22 protein-coding genes and 1 riboswitch are annotated in these 21309 nt (G+C 44.5%); of the genes, 9 read left to right on the forward strand and 13 right to left on the reverse strand.

Annotated features, from left to right (window positions below; genetic code table 11):
- Positions 1-8: 8 nt before the first annotated feature.
- From JRG66_RS11290 to JRG66_RS11300, 3 genes are all read right to left on the reverse strand, one after another.
- A complete protein-coding gene (locus tag JRG66_RS11290) occupies positions 9-722 on the reverse strand; it encodes an ABC transporter ATP-binding protein (protein WP_307726286.1) in 714 nt (237 codons plus the stop codon).
- A 91-nt stretch (positions 723-813) separates the two neighbouring features.
- The gene (locus JRG66_RS11295) at positions 814-1845 is read right to left on the reverse strand and encodes an iron chelate uptake ABC transporter family permease subunit (protein ID WP_265162871.1); all 1032 of its coding nucleotides are present in this window, start codon (positions 1843-1845) and stop codon (positions 814-816) included.
- Positions 1846-2991 (reverse strand): ABC transporter substrate-binding protein, encoded by a 1146-nt coding sequence (locus JRG66_RS11300; protein WP_265162872.1) that lies wholly within the window; start codon positions 2989-2991, stop codon positions 1846-1848.
- Positions 2992-3049: 58 nt separating this feature from the next.
- Positions 3050-3395, forward strand: a riboswitch (cobalamin riboswitch).
- A gap of 31 nt (positions 3396-3426) precedes the next feature.
- Between JRG66_RS11300 and JRG66_RS11305 the strand changes: the two genes are divergently transcribed.
- Both JRG66_RS11305 and JRG66_RS11310 read left to right on the forward strand, forming a co-directional pair.
- Entirely contained in the window at positions 3427-5265 is a 1839-nt protein-coding gene (locus JRG66_RS11305; protein WP_265162873.1) for a TonB-dependent receptor plug domain-containing protein, read from the forward strand.
- 3 nt (positions 5266-5268) lie between these two features.
- Positions 5269-6318 carry a YncE family protein gene (locus tag JRG66_RS11310; RefSeq protein WP_265162874.1) on the forward strand — a complete coding sequence of 350 codons (1050 nt, stop codon included), beginning with the start codon at positions 5269-5271 and terminating at the stop codon, positions 6316-6318.
- Between the two features lie 70 nt (positions 6319-6388).
- On the opposite strand, the gene JRG66_RS15745 is transcribed toward JRG66_RS11310, so the two are convergent.
- On the reverse strand, positions 6389-7852 hold the full coding sequence (locus JRG66_RS15745) for a GFO_1087 family putative carboxy terminal peptidase (RefSeq protein WP_265162875.1): 1464 nt from the start codon (positions 7850-7852) through the stop codon (positions 6389-6391).
- Positions 7853-7924: 72 nt separating this feature from the next.
- Positions 7925-9373 carry a GFO_1087 family putative carboxy terminal peptidase gene (locus JRG66_RS11320; protein WP_265162876.1) on the reverse strand — a complete coding sequence of 483 codons (1449 nt, stop codon included), beginning with the start codon at positions 9371-9373 and terminating at the stop codon, positions 7925-7927.
- A gap of 131 nt (positions 9374-9504) precedes the next feature.
- Between JRG66_RS11320 and JRG66_RS11325 the strand changes: the two genes are divergently transcribed.
- The 4 genes from JRG66_RS11325 to JRG66_RS11340 are packed head-to-tail and all read left to right on the forward strand — an operon-like array spanning position 9505 to position 11529.
- On the forward strand, positions 9505-10020 hold the full coding sequence (locus tag JRG66_RS11325) for a GFO_1088 family ECF-type sigma factor (protein WP_265162877.1): 516 nt from the start codon (positions 9505-9507) through the stop codon (positions 10018-10020).
- Positions 10001-10453 carry a PG0215 family putative anti-sigma factor gene (locus JRG66_RS11330; protein ID WP_265162878.1) on the forward strand — a complete coding sequence of 151 codons (453 nt, stop codon included), beginning with the start codon at positions 10001-10003 and terminating at the stop codon, positions 10451-10453. The genes JRG66_RS11325 and JRG66_RS11330 overlap by 20 nt, the downstream gene beginning before the upstream one ends.
- 16 nt (positions 10454-10469) lie before the next feature.
- Positions 10470-10994, forward strand: coding sequence for a GFO_1090 family protein (locus JRG66_RS11335; protein ID WP_265162879.1), 525 nt, complete (start codon positions 10470-10472; stop codon positions 10992-10994).
- Between the two features lies 1 nt (position 10995).
- Positions 10996-11529 carry a GFO_1091 family lipoprotein gene (locus JRG66_RS11340; RefSeq protein ID WP_265162880.1) on the forward strand — a complete coding sequence of 178 codons (534 nt, stop codon included), beginning with the start codon at positions 10996-10998 and terminating at the stop codon, positions 11527-11529.
- Positions 11530-11608: 79 nt separating this feature from the next.
- On the opposite strand, the gene JRG66_RS11345 is transcribed toward JRG66_RS11340, so the two are convergent.
- The 4 genes from JRG66_RS11345 to JRG66_RS11360 form a co-directional block, all read right to left on the reverse strand.
- The gene (locus tag JRG66_RS11345) at positions 11609-12472 is read right to left on the reverse strand and encodes an IS3 family transposase (protein ID WP_307726324.1); all 864 of its coding nucleotides are present in this window, start codon (positions 12470-12472) and stop codon (positions 11609-11611) included.
- Positions 12427-12828 (reverse strand): helix-turn-helix domain-containing protein, encoded by a 402-nt coding sequence (locus JRG66_RS11350; protein WP_265162560.1) that lies wholly within the window; start codon positions 12826-12828, stop codon positions 12427-12429. The genes JRG66_RS11345 and JRG66_RS11350 overlap by 46 nt, the downstream gene beginning before the upstream one ends.
- A gap of 253 nt (positions 12829-13081) precedes the next feature.
- Positions 13082-14419, reverse strand: a complete 1338-nt coding sequence (gene purB, locus JRG66_RS11355; protein ID WP_371875311.1) for an adenylosuccinate lyase — start codon at positions 14417-14419, stop codon at positions 13082-13084.
- 68 nt (positions 14420-14487) lie between these two features.
- Complete coding sequence (locus JRG66_RS11360) at positions 14488-15180, reverse strand: SIR2 family NAD-dependent protein deacylase (protein ID WP_265162881.1); 693 nt, start codon at positions 15178-15180, stop codon at positions 14488-14490.
- Between the two features lie 122 nt (positions 15181-15302).
- Between JRG66_RS11360 and JRG66_RS11365 the strand changes: the two genes are divergently transcribed.
- Positions 15303-15959 (forward strand): TrmH family RNA methyltransferase, encoded by a 657-nt coding sequence (locus tag JRG66_RS11365; RefSeq protein ID WP_265162882.1) that lies wholly within the window; start codon positions 15303-15305, stop codon positions 15957-15959.
- Between the two features lie 34 nt (positions 15960-15993).
- Complete coding sequence (locus JRG66_RS11370) at positions 15994-16524, forward strand: SRPBCC family protein (RefSeq protein WP_265162883.1); 531 nt, start codon at positions 15994-15996, stop codon at positions 16522-16524.
- A 117-nt stretch (positions 16525-16641) separates the two neighbouring features.
- Here the strand turns inward: JRG66_RS11370 and JRG66_RS11375 are convergent, their stop codons facing one another.
- From JRG66_RS11375 to rlmH, 4 genes are read right to left on the reverse strand one after another with little or no spacing between them, the layout of a single operon-like run.
- Complete coding sequence (locus JRG66_RS11375) at positions 16642-17397, reverse strand: carboxypeptidase-like regulatory domain-containing protein (protein ID WP_265162884.1); 756 nt, start codon at positions 17395-17397, stop codon at positions 16642-16644.
- Positions 17398-17456: 59 nt separating this feature from the next.
- Positions 17457-19283 (reverse strand): DEAD/DEAH box helicase, encoded by a 1827-nt coding sequence (locus JRG66_RS11380; protein WP_265162885.1) that lies wholly within the window; start codon positions 19281-19283, stop codon positions 17457-17459.
- Positions 19284-19339: 56 nt separating this feature from the next.
- On the reverse strand, positions 19340-19921 hold the full coding sequence (locus JRG66_RS11385; protein ID WP_265162886.1) for a non-canonical purine NTP diphosphatase: 582 nt from the start codon (positions 19919-19921) through the stop codon (positions 19340-19342).
- 6 nt (positions 19922-19927) lie between these two features.
- Complete coding sequence (rlmH, locus tag JRG66_RS11390; RefSeq protein WP_265162887.1) at positions 19928-20401, reverse strand: 23S rRNA (pseudouridine(1915)-N(3))-methyltransferase RlmH; 474 nt, start codon at positions 20399-20401, stop codon at positions 19928-19930.
- Between the two features lie 50 nt (positions 20402-20451).
- Between rlmH and nadC the strand changes: the two genes are divergently transcribed.
- Positions 20452-21309: a carboxylating nicotinate-nucleotide diphosphorylase gene (nadC, locus tag JRG66_RS11395; protein WP_265162888.1), complete on the forward strand. Its 858-nt coding sequence runs from the start codon at positions 20452-20454 to the stop codon at positions 21307-21309.

The following is a 21309-nucleotide window of genomic DNA, read 5'->3' on the forward strand; positions in this document are numbered from 1 at the left end:
TACTATTTTCAGGTTTTTATTCTGAAGGATTCGGTGGCCCTGTCAAAAACTATAAGGTCTGAAGGAAAGATGCTCTCAAAATGCCCTTTTTGAATGAGCTGTTGGGGCGTGTCCTGTACTACCCCGTCTGGCTTCATCAATATGATCTTATCGCACAGCTGCAGGGCCAGGTTGATCTCATGGGTGGCAAAGATCACCGCTTTTTTTGTGCGCAGGCTCAGATCTTTCAGGAGTTTGAGTACCTGTGCCTTGTGGTACATGTCGAGATGGGAAGTGGGTTCATCGAGGATCATCAAAGGCGTATTCTGCGCGAGGGCACGTGAAATAAGCACTTTTTGCAACTGTCCGTCGCTTAGCTCGTGGCACTTCTTTTCCTGTATTTCTTCGATCTTAACCAGGGCCAGGGCATCTTTCACTATTTCTTTGTCGGTAGAGGTGAGGCTTCCAATCCAGTTAGTGTAGGGTTGCCTGCCAAGAGCTACCAGTTCGGCTACGCCCAGGTTCTTTGACAGGGGCTGTTGGGTGAGCACCAGGCTAATCATGGTTGCCAGCCTTTCCGCAGAAATATTTTTTCTGTTTTCGCCGTTGAGCTCAATCTGCCCCGAAAGTTCAGGCTGTATCCCGCTTAGGGTTCTCAAAAATGTCGATTTTCCCACGCCATTTATGCCTACCACCGCCACCAGTTCACCTTCAGAAACCGCAATATCAATTCCTGAAGCCACTGTTTTCTCGAACTGCTTCTTTCTGTAACCTATGGAGAGGTTTTCAGTTTTAAGGATGATATGTTTCTTATCTGCTGCTATTTCTGAAGTTTTAGAAGAGGAATTTTCTTTTTCTTACCAGGAGCCAGATCACCACGGGTGCGCCTACCAGCGAAGTTACTGCATTTATGGGCAGGGTGTGATCGCTGCCGGGCAGTTGGGCCACGGTGTCGCAGAGTAGCATGAGAATGGCACCGCCAAAGATCACGGCCGGCAACAGGATGCGGTGATCGTTCACCGGGATCACCTGCCTAATGAGGTGGGGCACTGCCATGCCCACAAAGGCTACCGGCCCTGCAAAAGCAGTGATGCTTCCGGCTAATATACTTGTCGAGATGATGAGCACGGTTCGGTTTCGGCCAATGTTCATGCCCAGGCTTCGGGCGTATTGTTCCCCCAAAAGCAGGGAGTTGAGGTTTTTTATGCTGAAGAGGGCAATCATCACTCCAAACACCCAGAAAAAACTCATGATGCCAAGTTCATTCCAGCTGAGATCGCCCACACTTCCGTAGGACCAGAAAACATACTGCTGCAGCTGTGCCGCCGGACTAAAATATGCCAGAACGCTTACCACCGCCGAGGTGAGGCTTGCAAACATGAGGCCTATAATGAGAATGGCCATGGTGTCTTTAAGCTTTACTGAAGCCAGCATTACCGCCATGAGCACGAGCAAACTGCCAAAGCTGGAAGCAATCACAACGCTCCATTGAGAAAAGACGGCCCCACCGGCAACACCTCCAAAGATAGTTGCCCCCATAAGTACCAGGGCTACGCCCAGGCTGGCACCGCTGCTCAATCCCAGCACATACGGGCCGGCTAAAGGGTTCCTGAAAAGCGTTTGCATCAGCATCCCGCTCACCGCAAGGCCAGAGCCGACCAAAATTGAGGTAAAGGCTTTTGGCAGGCGGTATTCCATAATAATGTAATGCCAGTTGGTGCTGTTAGCTTCCGAAGAAAAAAGCACTGCCAGCACTTCTTCAAAAGGGATATTTACCGATCCCAGGCTAATATTTAAAAGCCATGCCGCTACTGTTGCCCCCAACAGGAGAAATAAAACGATAGTATAGGCACGGGTATTTTGCAACTATTCCAGGGGTTTATAAAAAGTAGTGGTGTAGTTGGGGAGCAGCTGGGGATGAAAGACAGAAATCATGTCTTTCAAGACCAGATCGGGCCGTAAAGGGGCGAGCTCATAAAATATTACCCCGCCGGTACTCCCTTTTTCGCTGGCAAATGTGTAGATATCCCTGTTCTCAAAAGCCTCAAACCTTGCATAATGGGGAGAGGCCTGCAGCATTTCGGTATAAGCTGTGAACTGGCCGGGGCCCATCCAAAAATCGGCATGTGCGGCCTGGGTGAGTACGTTTTCAAAAGAAAGGGAAAGGCTGCCTGTGCCTTCTGTCTGGTCAAAAAGGTAATTGGCATGGGCATCTTTTATGAAAATGGCCTGCCAGGAATTGCCTGCGGGCAGGTACCACTGGTCCTGGTACATGGCACCGGCAACCACCTCGGGTTTGTTTTCGGCTTTTTTTGCCAGCTCTTTGGCGTTGAGGTATTCCTTTTCTATCCCTTCAAAAAAGGCATTTGCTTGATCCATTTTTCCCAGGAAGGCGCCAAAGAATTTTATCCATTCGGCTTTTCCCAAAGGGGTATTCTCTGTCCAGTCGGCGTTGAACACCACCGGGATTCCGGTTTTTTGGAGCAGGTCGAGGCTTTTGTTGCTGCCATCTACCGAAAAACCAATCACCACATCGGGCTGGAGGTTGAGCAGGCTTTCGGTATTGAGGGCTTCATTCTTGCCTATTTCCCTGATTTTGCCAGCTGCAATGCGTTTGCGGGTTTTTTCGGAAGAAATATAATCCAAACCGGGAAAGCCCACCAGCAGTTCTTCAGAATTTAAAATCTCGAGCGCCGGGATATGCGTCGTGGAAGTGACCACAATTTTTTTAACGGGAATTTGCACCCGCTGGTCAAATTTTACGTCTTGTGGTACCTTGGCCCCTTCTTCTGCCAGCAGGTACCGGTAGGTTCTGTCGGCATTGGGCCAGGGGTTCTCCACGCTAATGATCATATGGTCGTTAAAATCAACGATGTGCAGGCCCGAGGCGTATTTTACTGCTATCTCTTCCCCCTGTTTGGATAAGAGCGGAGCTTTTTCCTGTTTGTCAGATCTACATCCAAAGGAGATGAAAAGGAGTAGGAGGCTGTATATGTAGAGGCTGTTCTTCATTGGCACTTCAAAAGTAAGATTATTTAAAATTATTGAAGTAAAAAGCCCTAAAATGTTTATTTTCGCTTTGAATTTTGGTTCGATTGTTTTCTGAAGAAGTTTCAGAAAGAAAAGACATCGATTAAAAGGGAATCAGGGGAATTTGAAGTTAGAAGTACGAAGTTAGATTTACGAAGTACAGTGATTCGAATTCCGAAGCGATTATTAGTGTGAGTTACTTCTAACTTCATACTTCTAAAATCTACCTTCAAACAAGCCTGAGCTGTTCCCGCAACTGTAAGCTTAGTTCCGATGCGTCGGAATGCCTTTTGTACACTTCATACCACTGTCCTGCCAGCTAATGGGATGGGAAGGTTCACAAAAAGGACGCGAGCCAGGAGACCTGCCATTTTTCATTAATTAAAAACCTTTGGCTTTCGGGAAAAAAGCCTGCGGATGATGAAAAAAAGCATTCTCTACCTACTATTTTTGAGCCTGTTTCACTGGACGCCCTCTTTTGCCCAGCTTGACTCTATCAACTATCTCGAAGAGGTTTTTTTGAGCGATGTTAAACTTCGTGAGTTTTCAACCGGCCAAACCCTTATTAAAATTGATGATTCCGTCACTAAACTCAGCCGTCCTGCCCTAGGCGAGGTCCTGCAGTTCAATTCGCCCATTTATTTTAAGCAGAACGGGTTGGGTATGGTCTCTTCGCCCTCTTTCCGCGGAACCACGGCTTCACAAACTGCAGTTTTGTGGAACGGGATCAATATAAATTCGCAGTTCAACGGGCAGACAGATTTCAATATAATTAATACGGCAGGGGTCGATGAAGTGGCCCTGCGCGGTGGCGGCGGAAGTGTTATTTACGGGACAGGAGCCATTGGCGGAACGGTTCACCTCAACAATAGGCTTAAGTTTAACCAGGGCTTCAAAAATGAGATTTTTTTGCAGTATGGCAGCTATAACAGCCTTGATGCCAGGTACAGTTTAGAGGCCTCGGGCGAAGTGTGGAGTTTGTCTGTAGCGGGAGCAAGGAACAGCTCAGACAATGATTACGATTACCCCGAAAAAGGGGAGAACCTGAATGGGCAGTTCTACAATAACAGCCTTGATGTGGGGCTGGCCTACAAGATCGCCCCTAAAAATTACCTGCGGGCCTTCAGCAGTTTTTCTCATGCAGACAGGCATTTTTCGCTCATTAGACCATCTGAGACACCTACAAAATACCGGGATGTGAACAGCAGGAACCTGCTGGAGTGGGAAACAGGGGTTTCCAAATTTAAATCGACTACCAAGATTGCCTTTTTAGATGAAAGCTACAGGTATTATGAGAATCTGAGTTCTAAGCGCTTTTCTTTTGGAGAGGCTGAAACTTTCATTGCCCGAAATGACCTGGAATATTTTGGTTTTAAAAACCTTCAGCTAGCTTCGGTACTTTCAAATACCCATACAGCTGGCGAGGGTTCGGGTATTGATGACAACAGCCGGAATATTTTTTCCGCAGCATTTCTTCTGAAGCATCAGCCAGCACAAGAATTCTCTTATGAAGCGGGGCTTCGGAAGGAACTGACCAATAATTATGAGAGCCCGCTATTATTTTCAGCAGGAGCAAAGTACAGGTTTTCTTCTTTTTATAGCCTGAAGCTGAATGCCTCCAAAAATTTTAGAATCCCCACCTATAATGACCTTTACTGGAACCCGGGAGGAAATACCAGTTTAAGACCGGAAACTTCGCTGCAGGCCGAAATTGGCAACAGTTTTAGATGGCAGAATTTAGGCCTTGACCTTACCGCTTATTACATAGACATTCAGGATATGATAAGGTGGCTGCCCGAAAGTGGTGGAAACTGGCGGCCTCATAATGAAGATGAGGTGCGGTCTTATGGCCTGGAAGCACTTTTAGGATGGGAGAAAAAAGTGGGCAGCGGATTGTTAAACCTTAAAGGGATCTATGCCTATACAGCATCTGAAAACCAAAAGACCGGTAAGCAGTTAATTTACGTTCCTTACCACAAAGCAACGGCCGCTGCGGGTTATACTTATGGCAGGTGGAATTTTGATTACCAGTTCCTTTTTAATGGGGAGGTTTTCACACGTTCAGACAATGATCCAAAATACAACCTGAAAGCTTATACAATTTCAAATTTGTCCACTTCTTATGCTTTCGGCCGTGAAGGTTCATACAGGTTAGGGGCGCGGGTGAGAAACCTTTTCGATGAAGCATACCAAAACGTAGAAGACCGCTGGATGCCCGGCGTTAATTTCAATATTTATTTAAATCTTAATTTTTAATTTATGAAGCTTAGAAAACTATTCTTGTTCGGACTCCTTGGTGGGTTTTTCCTTAATTCGTGTAGCAGCGATGACGATAATGTGAACCCAGAACCCAAACCCGAAACCGGATCTTATGCCGAAGGTATCTTTGTACTCAATGAAGGTTCCCAAACTGCAGGCACTGTAACATATTTGAGCGAAGACCTTAGCACTGTAGCACATGAGATCTACCAGGCAAATAACGATGACGATCTGGGGAAATTTCTCCAGTCAATGTTCTTTCACGAGGAGAATGCGTATATCATATCTAACGGGTCAAATCTCATCACCGCGGTAGACCGTAATACTTTTGAAGTTGTTGGCAAGGTAGACAGTGGCCTCAAAGTTCCCTATTATGCAGCAGTAGTTGGTGAAACAGCTTATGTTACAAACCTGGCTGAAGTAGTAAATGCGCCCAATGATGATTACATAGCAGTTATAGATCTTAAAAACCTGGAGGTTACCGGTACCATAGCACTTAATGCTCCCGCTGCAAAAGTTTTGGCCGAAGACGGATTCATCTATGTTCAGAATTCTTCTTATGGAGTGGGCAATACCATAACTGTAATAAATTCAGCTACAAACGCAGTAGTGAAAACCCTGGAGGTCAATGACGGACTCACAGATATGGAGATAGAAAATGATTACCTGTATGTGCTGGGTACAGAAAGTTTTGAAACTATTGATCTTACCACGGGTCAAAAAGTTTCAGAGGTTATATTTACAGAAGACCTGCAGGGAGTTTCAAACCTGGAGGTTGAAGACGGTGCAGCTTATTTTACATTGGGTAATGCGGTTTATACAATGGCAGTTGGAGCTGCCGCCGGCCCTGCTGCTCCTGTTATTGAGTATACCAGTAACTCCCAATGGGGAAAAATGTACGGGTTTGAAGTAGAAGATGGGAGGATCTATATTGGGGATGCAGGTGATTTTGCTTCAAATGGGTTTATTGAGGTATATACCACTTCAGGTGAGTTTGTTAAAAAGATCAACGTTGGAGTAGGGCCAAACGGGTTTTACTTCAATGATTAACATAGAAATTTGTACATAAAAAAATCCCGCAAAAGCGGGATTTTTTCGTTTAAGCTTTTTCCAGGTCCAATTACTTCCTTGCAGGCACCTCATTGGTGTACATTCTTTGGTAAGTAGGCTGAAACATGTCGCTCTCTCCTTCAATCTTAAACCTGTCATTGAGCATCCTCTTATGTGCGGCAGTGGTAGCTTCCCCGCCAGTCTCTCCTGAAATGGCATTCAAAGCAACCTTTAGTAGCGGTTCTTCTCTATCTCCCAAAGGTAGATAGTTCAGTCCTTCTGAAGCATTGATATCGGGAGTTAATCCGTCTTCGTAATCACTTTTTCCTACAGAGTTGGCAACCTTTGAAATGAGCGGCTGGATGGCATATTTATGCGAAGGGTTGACGTTCTCTTTGGCGAACATGATGTGATTTGAGTCGTACAGCGTTCTTGAACTCTGGTATTTTCCGGCAGTTTTCTCACCAATGTGAATTACCTCAATATAAGGATCAAGGCCGTTGATCAATAATTCACTCGCCGAAGCCGAACCACGGGTGGCAATCACGTAAACCCTTCCCAGGTTAAGGCTGTTAATGGCTTCCCCGGTATGTATCTTGTCATTAAACCTGAATTTTACATATTCGGGAGCTTCCTCTTCATAGATGGCTTTCCATTTCTCATTCATAATCAATTCGGCAAGTAACTGGCCTTTAAATCCGCCGGTGATCATAGATGAAAGGTCTGAGGCTGTTTCAACCGATCCTCCTCCGTTGTACCTCAGGTCTATTACCAGTTCATCAACGCCTTCGGCCTTAAAGAAACCAAAGGCTTCGTTAAGTTGAGGGTCAAAATCTGAAGTAAATCCGTTGTACATAAGGTAGCCCACATTCAACCCGTTGTGTTTTATGACTTTGGCCAGGTGCACCGGATTTTCAGCCAGTTCTACACTTGTAAGCTGCGCTGTTTTTCCGCTTAAACCAATCATATTGTTATTAATTTCGGCATAAGAAACGCTAAAGCTATCCTGTGATAGAAGATCCCATAAATTAGCTGATGTTAGTTGTTTCCCGTTCACTTCCAGGAAAACATCGCCGCGTTTAATTCCTGCCTGGTCTGCAGGAGAACCGGGCACAACATATCGCGTGATGATAAAGGCGTCGCTTCCACCTCCAATCGTTCCATAGGCAAAAACCATCCCTGTTGTTTTCTCTATCCCGCTGTAAAGCAATTTTTCCAGCTCGGTATAATCATCCCACATAAAACTGAACCTGTCATGAGATGCTTTTAAATTTTCATAGGTCTCTTCAGGATCATCAAAACCTGTGAAAAAATCCTTTTTTTCCTGAAGGTTTTTGAAATAACCTTCCTGTAGTTCGGGTACCTCGGCTTCATACAGGTACCAATCGGCCATTGCGCGATGCATAAACAAGTCTACAGTGAAATCCCGCGCATCGGGAGTGACTTCAGGTTCTTTTTCCTGTACATCGTCATCTTTTGAGCAGGAGGTGAAAAAAATTCCCAGCAGGAATATCGGCATAAATAATCTCTTCATTTAAAATATGTTTAGTGGTGGCTAAAACTAAGATAATCGCGATTAGTACCAAAGAAAAATGCAAAATATATGTTAAAATTCAACTTTCGAGCTGCCTGGCAGATCAGGATCTTCGGTATACATCATTTGGTGAAGTAGGTCGTAACTCCTGCTTTCTCCTAACACCTCAAAAATGCCATTTTTGACGCTCATTTGGGGAATGCGTCCTTCTATGAGGCTTAACACCGCTGCCAGCAAAGGCTCCTGCGGGTCTCCCAGCACTCCCAGGTTTGTAAAATCTTCTTTAATTTCTACATCTGGCGTAAGCCCTTCGGAATAATCGGTGACATTATTGGCATTCAGGCTTTTGTAAATGAGGGGCTGTACCGCATAAGAATGACCTGTATTAACCCTGTTCCTTCGGAAGTCGGGCGAATCGTAAAGCGTGGTGGAAGCCTGAAATTTTCCGGTGGTATTTTCCCCCACCTGAATTACTTCAATATAAGGTTTGAGTCCGTGGATCACCAGCTCACTTGCCGAAGCAGTTCTTAAAGTAGTGATAAAGTAAACCCTGTTAAGCCCAAGGCTGTTAATGGCTGCGCCTGTTCTTATCTGGTCGTCAAAACGGTTGTTCAGGCTCTCGGGGGCAGTAGTTTCCAGGAAGTTCTGGTAATCTTGGTTCCACTGTTCTTTGCTGAAGATTTCGCCGGTAAACTGGCCGGTGATCATGCTTGCCAGGTCACTGGCAGTTTCAACCGAGCCGCCGCTATTGTACCGCAGGTCAACAATGAGGTCTTCTATTCCTTCAGCCTGAAAATAGCCGAAAGTATTATTTAAAACATCATCAAAACTGCCTGTAAACCCGTTGTACATCAGGTAGCCGGCGGTTCCTTCCGAAGTTTCAAGCGTACTGGCGATATAAACGGGATTGGTAGAATATTCCTCTTTTTGGAGGCTTATACTTTCACCTGTAGCCACGATTCCGCTTTCAGTAAATTCAGCCAGCTCTATGGTGTAGCTTTGCGGTTGCAGCAGCCGGGAATAATTCTCGCGGGTAAGGGCTGTACCGTCTACGCCGCTAAACAGGCCCCCTCTTTTAATGCCCTGCTCTTCGGCTGAAGTATTGGGCAAAACATAACGCACGTAACCCACTACATTTTGGGAACCCGGAGGATAAGCCACCAGGCCGTACTGCATTCCGTTTGAAATATTGATGCCGTCAAATGACCTTTCCAAAACCCTGTAGTCCTGCACCAAAAAACTGAAATCATCAAAATCGGCTACCAGGCCTTCGTAAAAAAGTTCTTCCGGAGATGAAAAGCTGCGCAAAAAGGCATTCAGCTCTTCCTGGGAGGCAAAGCGATCATCGACAAGATTGGGAACATCGGCCTTGTAGAGGTACATGTCGTTCATGGCTTTCCAGATAAAGTTTTTGATCTCGAGTTCATCTGAAGCCGTAATCACATCATCCCTATCGTCATGGCAGGCACTGGTGAGAATGATTGCAAAAAAAGATAAGAGTAATTTCAGGGTAGATTTCATAGCTTTATCCACATTGTTCAGGATAAATGTAACACGAATAAGCAAACTTTTTAAACTTTTACGGTAACAAATAAAGTTGATAGCCGTCGTAAAGGAAAGGAGCCCTAAAAAAGCCCGCCAACCCAACCAAAATGAAACAGCATACTTTCATAAGTCTCATGAAACCGGTGCAGGACAAGATGTACAGGCTTGCCTTGAGGTTACTCGTTTCAAAAGAGGCTGCTGAGGATGCAACGCAGGAAGTAATGTTAAAGCTGTGGAGCCGAAAGGAACAATTGAGCTCTTACAACAATCTGGAGGCTTTTGCCATGACGGTAACCAGGAACCATTGTCTCGATCAACTCAAACTGAAACAGAACAATAACCTGCGGATTGTGCACAGCAATTATGAATGCGGTGAAACCTCGCTACAGCACAAAGTGGAGATACAGGACGATCTCAACTGGGTAGAGAAGATCATAGCCAATTTGCCTGAACAACAAAAGACACTAATCCAGTTAAGGGAGGTAGAGCAGTATGAGTATGAAGAGATAGCCAAGATGACCCAAATGAACCAGACAGCCATACGCGTAGCCTTAAGCAGGGCCCGCAAAAAAATAAAAGAAGAAATGATTAAAAGACACCGCTATGGAATCGCAAATAATTGAAAAACTGTTAGACCGCTATTTCGAAGCCGAGACCACAGGAGAAGAAGAAACTACCCTGAAGAATTACTTTAGGTCGGAAGAGGTCGCGCCACACCTGCAGCAGTATATTCCCATGTTCTGTTTCTTTGACCAGGCAAAGACCGAGAAGCTCGAAAAAGAAGTAAGTTATGCCCCTCAACAAAAAAAGCTGAGGTTTGGCAGGAAAAAAGTGTACTCCTGGGTGGCCATAGCCGCTTCTATTGTGATCTTCCTGGGAGTGGTGGTACAGCAGGAAAACCAGGTGAGCGAGTTTGGCACCTATGAAGATCCCGAACTGGCCATGCAAAAGACCAGAGAAGCCCTTGAAATGATGTCCCTGTACATGAATGCCGGCACCGAGGATCTCGGCTACCTTGAAGAATTCAATAACACCAAAGATAAAATTGTAAAGTAACCTTAAAATCAAAACCATGAAAAAGTTCAGCCTTGCCTTACTGGCACTTATACTACCCTTTCTTTCCGGCGCCCAGTCTTTTGATAAGTACGAAAGCATGAAAGAAGTAGATGCGGTAGTGGTAACGAGCAAAATGTTCAAGTTGCTCACCAAAATAGACCTTAATGCCGATGATCCCGAAACCCAGGCTTACATTGACCTTATTGAGAACCTCAAGGAGATGAAAGTTCTTTCAACAACCAAAGAGAACATTCGCCAGCAAATGGCCCTTGATGTGGCTTCCTACATCAAAAAAGGAAGTATGGAAGAGCTTATGAGGGTTTCTGAAGATGGCAAGACCGTTCGCTTCTATTACAAACCCGGCAAAAATGACGATTATGTGAGCCAGTTGTTTATGTTCATGGAAGGCCAGGACAAAAATAAGCCCATGTCGGTCATCCTGAATATTACCGGAGAGATCAACCTTGCACAGGTGTCAAAACTGGCAAATGACTTCAAGATTCCGGGTGGGGAAGAACTCGAAAAAGTTGAAACAAATTAAGATGAAAAAGTCAGTTTTTATACTGGTGCTGCTATGCCTTGGCTTTGCTTCGTGTAATAATGAGACCAGCCTGCAGGAGTTTTATGTAGAGCACCAAAACGACAACCAGTACCTGGCGTTCGACATACCGGTGAGTTTGTTAACGGGCGATAATACCACGCTCAACGCCGAGCAAAAAGCCACTTTGGAAACCATCAGGAAAGTGAATATCCTCGGATTTCCACTGAAAACAGAAAATAAAGAAGAATATGAAACCGAAAAAGAACGTTTATCTTCTATTCTGAAAGCCGATAAATACCAGCAGCTTATGCGCTACGGCGGGGGCACCAGAAAGGCTGAACTCTATTACCTGGGTGAAGAAGACGCCATAGATGAACTGATCGTCTTTGGAAGCGACGATGAAAAAGGCTTCGGAATTGCCCGCCTTACCGGGAATGACATGAACCCTGAAGCCCTTATACGACTCCTGAAGTCTTTCGAAAAAGGAGAACTTGATGTAGCCGGATTGCCCAAATTAGAAGGCTTCCTCGATTAAAACCTTATCCTGCAAAAAAAAGAAGAGGTCTCAAAAATGCCATTTTTGGACTAGCCCCCAAAAGTTGGACGGTTTATAATTAGATTAAATTTTCTACGTGAGCTCGATATTGTATCGGGCTCATTCCATTTAGGTTTAGTCTTATTCTGTCATAATTGTAGTATTTTATATAATCTTTTATATCCTGCTTTAGTTGATCTACAGTGTTATATTGATTTAGGTAATACAGCTCAGATTTTAGAGTTCCAAAGAAGTTTTCTGCCACGGCATTGTCTAAACAGTTTCCTTTTCTCGACATGCTTTGGGTGATGTTCTTTTTCTGTAGGGTCTTTTGATATTGCTTCATTTGATACTGCCATCCTTGGTCAGAATGAAGAATAAGCCCCTGTTTTTCCTGTTTGCTACACTTATTAATCATATCCATTACCTGTTTAAAATTAGGTCTCTCAGAGATGGTAAAGCTTAGGACTTCTCCATTGAAGAGATCTATAATAGGTGATAAATAAAGCTTTTTGTCTTTGACTTTGAACTCTGTAACATCAGTTGCCCATTTTAGGTTAGGTCTATCGGCTTTAAAATTTTGCTTTAACAAGTTAGCCGCTATTTTCCCTTGGTTTCCTCTGTAGGAAGTATATTTCTTGACCCTTATCAAACTGCTGATCCCTAGCTCCTGCATGAGCTTAAACACAGTCTTGTGATTCACTACATAGCCTTTGTTCTTCAGAGTTAACTGGATTCTCCTGTACCCATAGCGTCCCTTGTGTAGATCATATATAGATCTGATTTCTTTACGAAGAACCTCATACTTATCCTGTTTACTGGCCTTTAAGTGATAGTAAAAGGTACTACGTGCCATCCCGGCATGCTTTAGTAGTTTTTCTAGCGCATGCTCTTGCCTTAATTCCTGGATGATTTGCGTTTTTCTTCTTTCTCTTTTTCTGATTGAACTAAGGCATGAAGCTTTTTTAGATAAGCATTTTCTGCTTTAAGATCAGCTAACTCATCCAAAAGTTGCTCCTCTCGGGTCATAGGTTTTTTAGGCTTTCTAGGCATAGATTTAGGTTTTCCTCGTTTTTCTATTGATAAACCTTCTGGCCCTTTCTCTTCATAAATCTTCAACCATCGCTTAAAGGTTTCCTCGGTTGGAATCTTGAAGAGCACACAAGTTTCTTGGTAAGATAGAGATTTCTCTTTCATCTCCAGAACTACTCTCGCCTTAAATTTTTCTGAATATTTATTTCTAATAGGTCGTAATCCTTTAGCACCGTGAGCCTTATAAAACCTAACCCATTTTTGCACTAATGACTTACGTAGACCATGCTTGTTACCTGTAGACCATGCTTGTTACCTACTGAATAACACGATAATCCCTTCTTGATAACTTCTAAGACTATAGTCCTTTTAAATTTATAGTCATACTTTACTCTTTTATCCATAAAAAATGCCCCCAATAAGTGTCTAACTTTTTGGGGGCACTCTATTTTTGAGACCTCTTCTTTTATAGAGTATCTTTAGTTCCAGAAATTTTTTTTACTGATCACTGCCCACTGAATTAAATTCCAGTGTAGTTCTGCGGACTTATTTGTCGCAGCTCCTGCTTGATAGCTTCAGAAACATCAAGTTGCCCTATGAATTCAGAAATACTGTTTTTATCGATTTTTTCATTGGTGCGGGTGAGGCCTTTAAGGGCTTCATAAGGGTTGGGGTAGCCTTCCCTTCTCAAAATGGTCTGGATGGCTTCGGCAACCACAGCCCAGTTCCTTTCAAGGTCTTCATCTAATTTGGCTTCGTTCAGCAGCAGTTTGTTGAGGCCTTTTAAGGTAGACGCAAACCCGATGAACGTATGCCCAAACGGGACCCCGATATTGCGCAAAACGGTACTGTCAGTAAGGTCGCGCTGCAGGCGGCTTACCGGCAATTTTGCCGATAGGTGCTCAAAAAGGGCATTTGCAATGCCTAAATTTCCTTCGCTGTTTTCAAAGTCTATAGGGTTCACTTTATGCGGCATAGCCGAAGATCCAACTTCCCCTTTTTTGATCTTTTGCTTGAAATAATCCATGGAGACGTAAGACCAGATATCTTTGTCGAGGTCCAAAATAATGGTGTTGATACGTTTTAAGGCATCAAAAAGCGAAGCCATGTGGTCGTAATGTTCAATTTGGGTAGTGGGGAAAGAGTAGTGGAGGCCAAGCGAGCCTTCAACAAAATCTTTTCCGAAGCTCTTCCAGTTAATGTGCGGAAAAGCCACTTTATGCGCATTGAAGTTTCCTGTAGCCCCACCAAATTTGGCCGCGTTGGGAATATTCTGCAAAAACTTGATCTGTTCTTTAAGCCTTACCACAAAAACCTTGATCTCTTTTCCCAGGCGGGTAGGAGAGGCCGGCTGGCCGTGGGTTCTTGCCAGCATAGGCACATCCTTCCAGTCGGTAGCCAGTTGTTCGAGCTTTTCGAGCAGGCTGGAAAGTGCCGGATTGTAAACTTCTTCGAGCGCTTCCTTAATGCTAAGGGGTACAGCCGTGTTGTTAATGTCCTGGGAAGTTAGGCCAAAGTGAATGAACTCTTTATAAGCTGAAAGCTTCAGCTGGTCGAATTTACCCTTAATAAAATATTCAACCGCCTTGACATCGTGGTTGGTGGTGGCTTCAATCTTTTTGATTTCCCGGGCATCTTCCGTAGAAAATTCAGAATAAATTTTGCGCAAATCGGGAAACACCGATTCGTCTACTTCCTGCAATTGCGCCAGCCCGTGTTCGGCCAGGGCAATAAAATATTCAATTTCTACCCGTACCCTGTACTTTATTAAGGCCTGTTCGCTAAAATAGTTTGCCAGTTGCTGAGTTTTGGATGAATACCTGCCGTCTATGGGAGATATTGCCTGAAGAGAAGTCATGAAAATTGGTTAAAAATTTAAAGGCTAAAGATACATTTTAAGGTTCAACCGTAAAAAGTATTTATTCTTTAAGTTTTATCTTGATCCTGCAGCAGCTGCTTTACCAGTTTTGGAACGCCGGTAGAGGCCTTTTCTGAAAAGATCTTTAGGTGTTTGGTCTCGCTTACCGAAGGTTTGGGGTCTATGAAATACACCGGGATTTCGCTGGGCGCGTAATGCAGCAGCCCTGCGGCAGGATACACCTGCATGGAAGTTCCTATAATGATGAGGATATCGGCTTCCATAGTGATCTCCATAGCGGGTTCCATCATGGGAACTGCTTCTCCAAACCAAACCACGTGTGGCCGCAGCTGCCGGTTGTGTTCACAAAAATCGCCCGCAACCAGATCGCCTTCCCAATCGAGCACCAGGTCTTCATCAAAAGTACTGCGGACTTTCTTGAGCTCGCCGTGAAGATGGATCACGTTTTTACTGCCGGCCCGCTCATGCAAATCGTCTACATTCTGGGTGATGATGTGCACCTCGTACTTTTTCTCGAGTTCTTTAAGTGCTTTATGAGCAGCATTGGGGTCTACGGTATGGAGCTGCCGCCGCCGTTTATTGTAAAAATCGAGCACAAGTTCCTGGTTACGTTCCCAGCCAATGGGCGAGGCAACTTCCATGACGTCATGGCCTTCCCACAGGCCATTGGCGTCTCTAAATGTGCTAATTCCGCTTTCTGCACTAATTCCGGCACCGGTGAGTACTACTACTTTTTTCATTTCAGAAATGATTTGATCTGTAAAATGTAAGCAGTTTTCTTCAGAAATCATAACCTGGAAAAATCAATTTCCGCAGGGCTCAAAAAGGGCAAAATCGCTAAGGATTTGCTATTTTCGCCCACATGGAAGAGCACCTCAAATTGCTGTCATATCTCGAAAGTTTTCTCACTCCCCGTAGAAAAGAGCTTTTTAAGCAGGTTATTGAAAAACGCACCAACCATTTTACCGTGGCCACGCAAGACGTGTATCAACTTCACAACACCAGTGCCGTGATTCGCAGCTGCGATGTGTTTGGGGTGCAAAATGTGCATGTGGTAGAGGAGGTGAACCTCAAAAAGATTGACCGGGAGATTGCCATGGGCGCGCAAAAGTGGGTGGATATAAACCGCTATACTTCTACGGAAAGTTGCGTTAAACACCTGCGGAAGAACGGGTACAGGATTATTGCAACATCCCCGCATGAAGGTACACTGCTTCAGGATTTTGACATTTCACAGCCCGCTGCACTTTTCTTTGGTACCGAAACCAAAGGCCTTTCGCAGGAAGTGCTCGAAGAAGCCGATGAATTTTTACAAATACCTATGGTGGGCTTTACCGAGAGCCTGAATATATCGGTTTCCGCAGCCATAATTTTACAGAGTTTAAGCAGTAGGTTGCGCAACAGTGATATCAACTGGCAACTTTTGCCCGAAGAACAGGTGAAGAAACAGATCGACTGGGCAAAGAAGAATTTGAAAAATTCTGCCGAAATTCTCGCGCGTTATGAGGCAACACAATAAATTTATTTACATTTAGGTCCCTATATAGAAGAATATGACTCTTTTCTTTTATGTCATCATTGGCATTATCACCTTTGTGGCATTTTTACATGCGTGGGCAAAGAAAGAATACAACGTAAGCCGCACGGTGGTGATCAACCGGCCAAAAGCTGAAGTTTACGCTTTTATTCGCCAGCTAAAGAAACAGCCGCTATGGATTCCCTGGTACCTTGATGACCCAAAAGTGGTGATCAAATTTAAAGGTGAAGACGGGAAAGTGGGGGCAACTTCTTACTGGAAAGCCCGCAATAATGTTGAAGGCATCCAAAAAGTGGTCAAAATAAAGGAAGGTAAGGTCTTCGAAACTCAATTGTTCTTTATTAGGCCCTATAAATCTTTGTCGCTTCTTTATGTCGCCGTAAAAGAACTGGAACCCGAACGCACCAAAATGGTGTGGGGCGTAAAGGGAGTACATAAATTTCCGGCATCGGTCATTATGCTTTTCTACGGAATGGACCGGGCTTTGGGAAAGCATTTTGAAGCAGGTTTGTACAACCTGAAGACTTACCTGGAGAAAAATAAATAAAGAACCACTGAAGTTTTTCAGGAGCTCTGAAGCAAACAGGTAGCCTGAACAAATAGTAAAAAAGAGGGGTGCCAAAAATGACATTTTTGGCACCCCTCTTTTTTTTAGTAGATTCTATTATCGGTTTAACACCTTGTATTCTTCATAACACCCGCTCATCGCATCAAGTATCTGCAGGTCGTTGGCCGAATTAATAAAATCGGTCGAATAATTGCAGCGGCGCAGCACTTCATCTATGTCCATCCGGTTGATTCCCAGAACGGCCATAAGCGTTTGCCGGTCAAATTTGCTTTGCAAAAGATTCCTGATCTCGTCATCTTCTTTCATTTCCCTTAGCTTTTTCATTTGCCTGGGCTGGCGTCCAAAGATGTTATAAAGCGCATCGGCCGGATTAAATACGGCGCCCAAAGCCCTTGACAGGGCATTGGGGCTGTGTTCCCCGCCTTCGTAACCCTGGTTGAGCCCCGAAATGCTGTACCGGTAATTCTCGTAAATTGGAATGTTCTTGGCATCAATCTCCAGGTAGCCCGTTAACTGAACCGGGCTTACCACCACTTCTTCAAGTGCGATCCCCAGTTCGGTCATTTTTACTTTTACGTCACCATACTTCAGCCAGTCGTTGGTAACCCTCACCCGAATAGATTTAAATCCGAGGTAAGAGAAATACAGGGTGTCGTTGACTTCGGCCTGGATCTTAAAATGACCATCTTCAGCCGAAACAGCACCAATTACCTGGTTGAGGTTTACAATATGTGCATTCTCAATTGGCACATCGTTGGCGGCATTAAGTACCTTTCCTGTTACCACAGTAGCTTCCTGGCCAGATGCCATGAAACTAAAGAGCAGGAAGAGTGGGGCGAAAAACTTTTTCATGCTACGGGTTAAGCTGTTTTTGTACTTCTTAAAAATTGTACCAAAAATGCATTACAGGATTACTTTTTTGATCTTCTTCTTTTAATTGAATTTTCAATGCTGCTGCTACGGCTGCCGCTCTTTTTGCCTTTGCGGCTGCCACCGGCTGCATCGGCAGACCTTCTTCGGCCTCCCGAAGGGGCGTCAGATGATCTTCTTCTGCCTTTGTCGGCTCCTTTTGATGATTTTTCAAAACCGCGGCCTCCTTTGTCTTTTCCTTTGAACCCGCCTTTGCGGCCGCTGCGTTCTTTTCCGGCACTTTTCTTGGTAACCTCCACATTTATGTGTCTGCCCTGGTGCTTAAAATCCTGGAAAATGCGAAGTACCTCTTCGGCCTTTGAGCTGGCTACATTAAAGAACGAGAAGCTGTCTTTTACCTCCACGCGGTTAATATCATCCCTTCCAAGATCTAGGGTTGCCTTTAAGAAGTCTTTCAGGCTCATCCAGTCAAAATCGTCTTTAGCCCCTACATTAATAAAGAACCTGGTGCTGTCACCTTCGTCTTCATAATTGTCGTTAGAGGCCTTGGCGTTAAGGTCCTGAGCGTTGTTGTAGTAGTTGAAGAACCTGGTAAATTCTACCGAAAAGAATTTTTTCAGCAATTCTTCTTTTGAAAGGCCTTCAAAAAGTTCGGCTATGCTGGGTAAATATTTATCGATCTCGTGGTTGATCTCGGTCTTGCTAATCTCGTTGGCAAGGTGGAACAGCTGTACTTCGCAGATCTCCCTTCCGTCAGGAATTTCTTTTCGCTCAAACGACTGGCCAATGATACGCTCAATACCTTTGATCTTTCTTACTTCACTTTTGGAAACAATAACCATAGAAACCCCGCTTTTTCCGGCTCTACCGGTACGGCCACTCCTGTGGGTATAGGTTTCGATCTCATCGGGCAACTGGTAGTTGATCACATGGGTAATATCGTCAACGTCAATTCCGCGTGCAGCCACATCGGTAGCTACCAGCATCTGGATTTGCCTCGCCCTAAAGCTCTTCATCACCAGGTCACGCTGGTTCTGGCTCAGGTCGCCGTGAAGGGCTGCAGCGTTGTAGCCGTCTTCAATTAACTGCTCGGCCACTTTTTGGGTATCGCGTTTGGTGCGGCAGAAAATAACCGAGAAAATATCGGGGTTTGCGTCTGCAAGCCTTTTAAGGGCCGCATAACGGTCACGGGCATTAACAATATAGTATTCATGAGAAACATTTGATGTTCCCATGTTCTTGGTTCCTACAGTGATTTCTATAGGAGTACGCATAAATTTTTTGGCAATAGTGGCAACCTCTTTTGGCATGGTAGCCGAAAATAACCAGGTGCTCTTTTCTGAAGGCGTATGCGAGAGGATCTCGGTAATATCTTCATAAAAGCCCATGTTCAGCATTTCATCGGCCTCGTCTAGTACACAATATTGAATTGCCGAAATGTCTACCAGCTTTCTGTTTACCATATCCTGCATACGGCCGGGAGTGGCAACAATGATCTGGGCTCCTTTTTTAATTTGCGCAGCCTGGTCGGTAATGCTGGCACCGCCATAGATGGCTACGGTATTAAGGCCTTTAAAGTATTTGCTGTAATTCTTTAATTCGTTGGTGATCTGTAAACACAACTCACGGGTTGGTGACAGAATAAGGCCCTGTGTCTTTCTGCTGTCTACATTGATTTTTTGGATAAGCGGAAAACCAAATGCTGCGGTTTTTCCGGTTCCGGTTTGTGCAAGGGCCACCATGTCTGTGTCTTCCTGCAGTAAAATTGGGATTGCTTTTTCCTGTACTTCGCTCGGGCTTTCAAAACCCATGTCTTTAATTGCCTGTAACAGGGCGTCATTCAATCCTAATAATTCAAAATTATTCATACATATCTAATAAGCGGCAAAGGTAATGATTAGTTAGCAGCTTATTACATTTATATTTATGGCTCCCTGGAAGCAAGAAACTCAATGAGTTGCCGGGTTGCGCGTGCACGGTGGCTTATCTTCGATTTTTCCTGAAGGTGCATTTCGGCAAATGTGAGCTCTTTTCCTTCGGGTTGAAAAACAGGATCATAGCCAAAACCTTCCGAACCTTTCCTCTCAAAAATGATATTTCCGGAGCAAATTCCGGTGAAGCTGTGAAGCTTTCCTTCAAAGTGCAGTGCAATTACTGTTTTGAAGCGGGCACTGCGATCTTCTTTGCCCTTGAGTTCCTGCAGCAGCTTTTCAATATTGGCCTCGCTGCTTTTCTCTTCGCCTGCATACCTGGCCGAATATACTCCCGGTGCCCCGTTTAGAGCCGCAACTTCAAGCCCTGTGTCATCGGCAAAGCAATCGAAGCCGTATTTTTCCTTTACATAATCGGCTTTTTGAACCGCGTTTCCTTCAATAGTAGGCGAAGTTTCAGGGATATCTTCACTACAGCCAATATCTTCGAGTGAAAGCAGCTCGATACCTTTGGGCATGAGGGCCTGAATTTCTCTTACTTTATTTTTGTTTTGGGTGGCAAAAACCAGTTTCATAAGAATTTATTTATGGTGGTAGGGTTCATTTCTAAGAATGCTAAAGGCGCGGTAGAGCTGCTCTACAAAAAACAACCTCACCATCTGGTGTGAAAATGTCATTTTTGAGAGGGAGATTTTGGCGTCGGCTCGTGCATACACTTCTTCGGAAAAACCGTAGGGCCCGCCAATGACAAACATGAGCTGCTTCATGCCGCTGTTCAGCCGCTTCTGAATGTATTCTGAAAAAGCTTCCGAAGTAAATTGTTTTCCGTTTTCATCAAGCAATACCACTACGTCTGAAGTGGTTACTTTCTCCAGGATTAGTTTGCCTTCCGCAGTTTTTTGCTGGTCTACAGATAGGTTTTTGGTCTTCTTGAGATCGGGGATGATCTCAAATTCAAACCTGTTGTAATGTCCCAGCCTGTTGACATAGGTGTCGATGAGGTTTTGCAGGGCCTTATCATCGGTTTTTCCTATAGTCAGCAATTTTATGGTCATGGTAAAATTTAAGTGTTTACTTTGTAACTTTAGCAAAAATAGGTACTCCAATGATTTCAAAAGAACAATTTGAAAAGGAAATTGAATTAATTATTGAAAATGCATTAAGGGAAGATATAGGAGATGGCGATCACAGTTCCCTGGCCTGTATCCCGGCAGATGCCCTGGGAAAGGCAAAATTACTGGTGAAAGACACAGGTATTCTTGCGGGGGTAGACTTTGCGCAAAGGGTTTTTGAAAAAGTAGACCCGCAAATAAAAATGGAGGTTTTAATGAAAGACGGCAGCCGTATCAAACCCGGAGATATTGCCTTCTACATTGAGGGAGCTTCACAGTCTATTCTCAAAGCCGAGCGGCTGGTGCTCAACGCCATGCAGCGCATGAGTGCCATAGCCACAAAAACCCGGACTTTTGCCGATAAACTTGAAGGCACCCGAACCAGGATCTTAGATACGAGAAAAACCACGCCGGGCATTAGAGCCCTCGAAAAATGGGCGGTAAAGATAGGCGGAGGAGAAAATCACCGGTTTGCCCTCTATGATATGATCATGCTCAAAGATAACCACATAGATTTTGCAGGCGGTATAGAAACTGCGGTTGCCAAAACGCATCATTACCTGGCGCGGCATAACTTAAACCTGAAGATCATTGTGGAGGCCCGCGACATTCAGGAAATTAAACAGATTTTGAATGCCGGTGGCGTAGACCGTATTTTACTTGATAACTTTAGCTATGAAGAGACCAGTAAAGCAGTTGCTCTAATCAATGGCCGTTGTGAAACCGAATCTAGTGGCGGCATCACCCTCGATACCGCCAGAAGGTACGCCGAATGTGGGGTTGATTTTATTTCGAGCGGGGCTTTGACGCATTCGGTGTATAACCTCGATCTCAGCTTAAAGGCTGTGTAG

The sequence above is a fragment of the Salinimicrobium tongyeongense genome (genome assembly GCF_026109735.1).
Classification (GTDB): Bacteria; Bacteroidota; Bacteroidia; order Flavobacteriales; family Flavobacteriaceae; genus Salinimicrobium; species Salinimicrobium tongyeongense.

Coding starts and splice junctions, on each gene's coding strand:
- JRG66_RS11300 (WP_265162872.1), bottom strand. CDS start 2,991: ATGAAGAACAGCCTCTACATATACAGCCTCCTACTCCTTTTCATCTCC.
- JRG66_RS11305 (WP_265162873.1), top strand. CDS start 3,427: ATGATGAAAAAAAGCATTCTCTACCTACTATTTTTGAGCCTGTTTCAC.
- JRG66_RS11310 (WP_265162874.1), top strand. CDS start 5,269: ATGAAGCTTAGAAAACTATTCTTGTTCGGACTCCTTGGTGGGTTTTTC.
- JRG66_RS15745 (WP_265162875.1), bottom strand. CDS start 7,852: ATGAAGAGATTATTTATGCCGATATTCCTGCTGGGAATTTTTTTCACC.
- JRG66_RS11320 (WP_265162876.1), bottom strand. CDS start 9,373: ATGAAATCTACCCTGAAATTACTCTTATCTTTTTTTGCAATCATTCTC.
- JRG66_RS11325 (WP_265162877.1), top strand. CDS start 9,505: ATGAAACAGCATACTTTCATAAGTCTCATGAAACCGGTGCAGGACAAG.
- JRG66_RS11330 (WP_265162878.1), top strand. CDS start 10,001: ATGGAATCGCAAATAATTGAAAAACTGTTAGACCGCTATTTCGAAGCC.
- JRG66_RS11335 (WP_265162879.1), top strand. CDS start 10,470: ATGAAAAAGTTCAGCCTTGCCTTACTGGCACTTATACTACCCTTTCTT.
- JRG66_RS11340 (WP_265162880.1), top strand. CDS start 10,996: ATGAAAAAGTCAGTTTTTATACTGGTGCTGCTATGCCTTGGCTTTGCT.
- purB (WP_371875311.1), bottom strand. CDS start 14,419: ATGACTTCTCTTCAGGCAATATCTCCCATAGACGGCAGGTATTCATCC.
- JRG66_RS11360 (WP_265162881.1), bottom strand. CDS start 15,180: ATGAAAAAAGTAGTAGTACTCACCGGTGCCGGAATTAGTGCAGAAAGC.
- JRG66_RS11365 (WP_265162882.1), top strand. CDS start 15,303: ATGGAAGAGCACCTCAAATTGCTGTCATATCTCGAAAGTTTTCTCACT.
- JRG66_RS11370 (WP_265162883.1), top strand. CDS start 15,994: ATGACTCTTTTCTTTTATGTCATCATTGGCATTATCACCTTTGTGGCA.
- JRG66_RS11375 (WP_265162884.1), bottom strand. CDS start 17,397: ATGAAAAAGTTTTTCGCCCCACTCTTCCTGCTCTTTAGTTTCATGGCA.
- JRG66_RS11380 (WP_265162885.1), bottom strand. CDS start 19,283: ATGAATAATTTTGAATTATTAGGATTGAATGACGCCCTGTTACAGGCA.
- JRG66_RS11385 (WP_265162886.1), bottom strand. CDS start 19,921: ATGAAACTGGTTTTTGCCACCCAAAACAAAAATAAAGTAAGAGAAATT.
- rlmH (WP_265162887.1), bottom strand. CDS start 20,401: ATGACCATAAAATTGCTGACTATAGGAAAAACCGATGATAAGGCCCTG.
- nadC (WP_265162888.1), top strand. CDS start 20,452: ATGATTTCAAAAGAACAATTTGAAAAGGAAATTGAATTAATTATTGAA.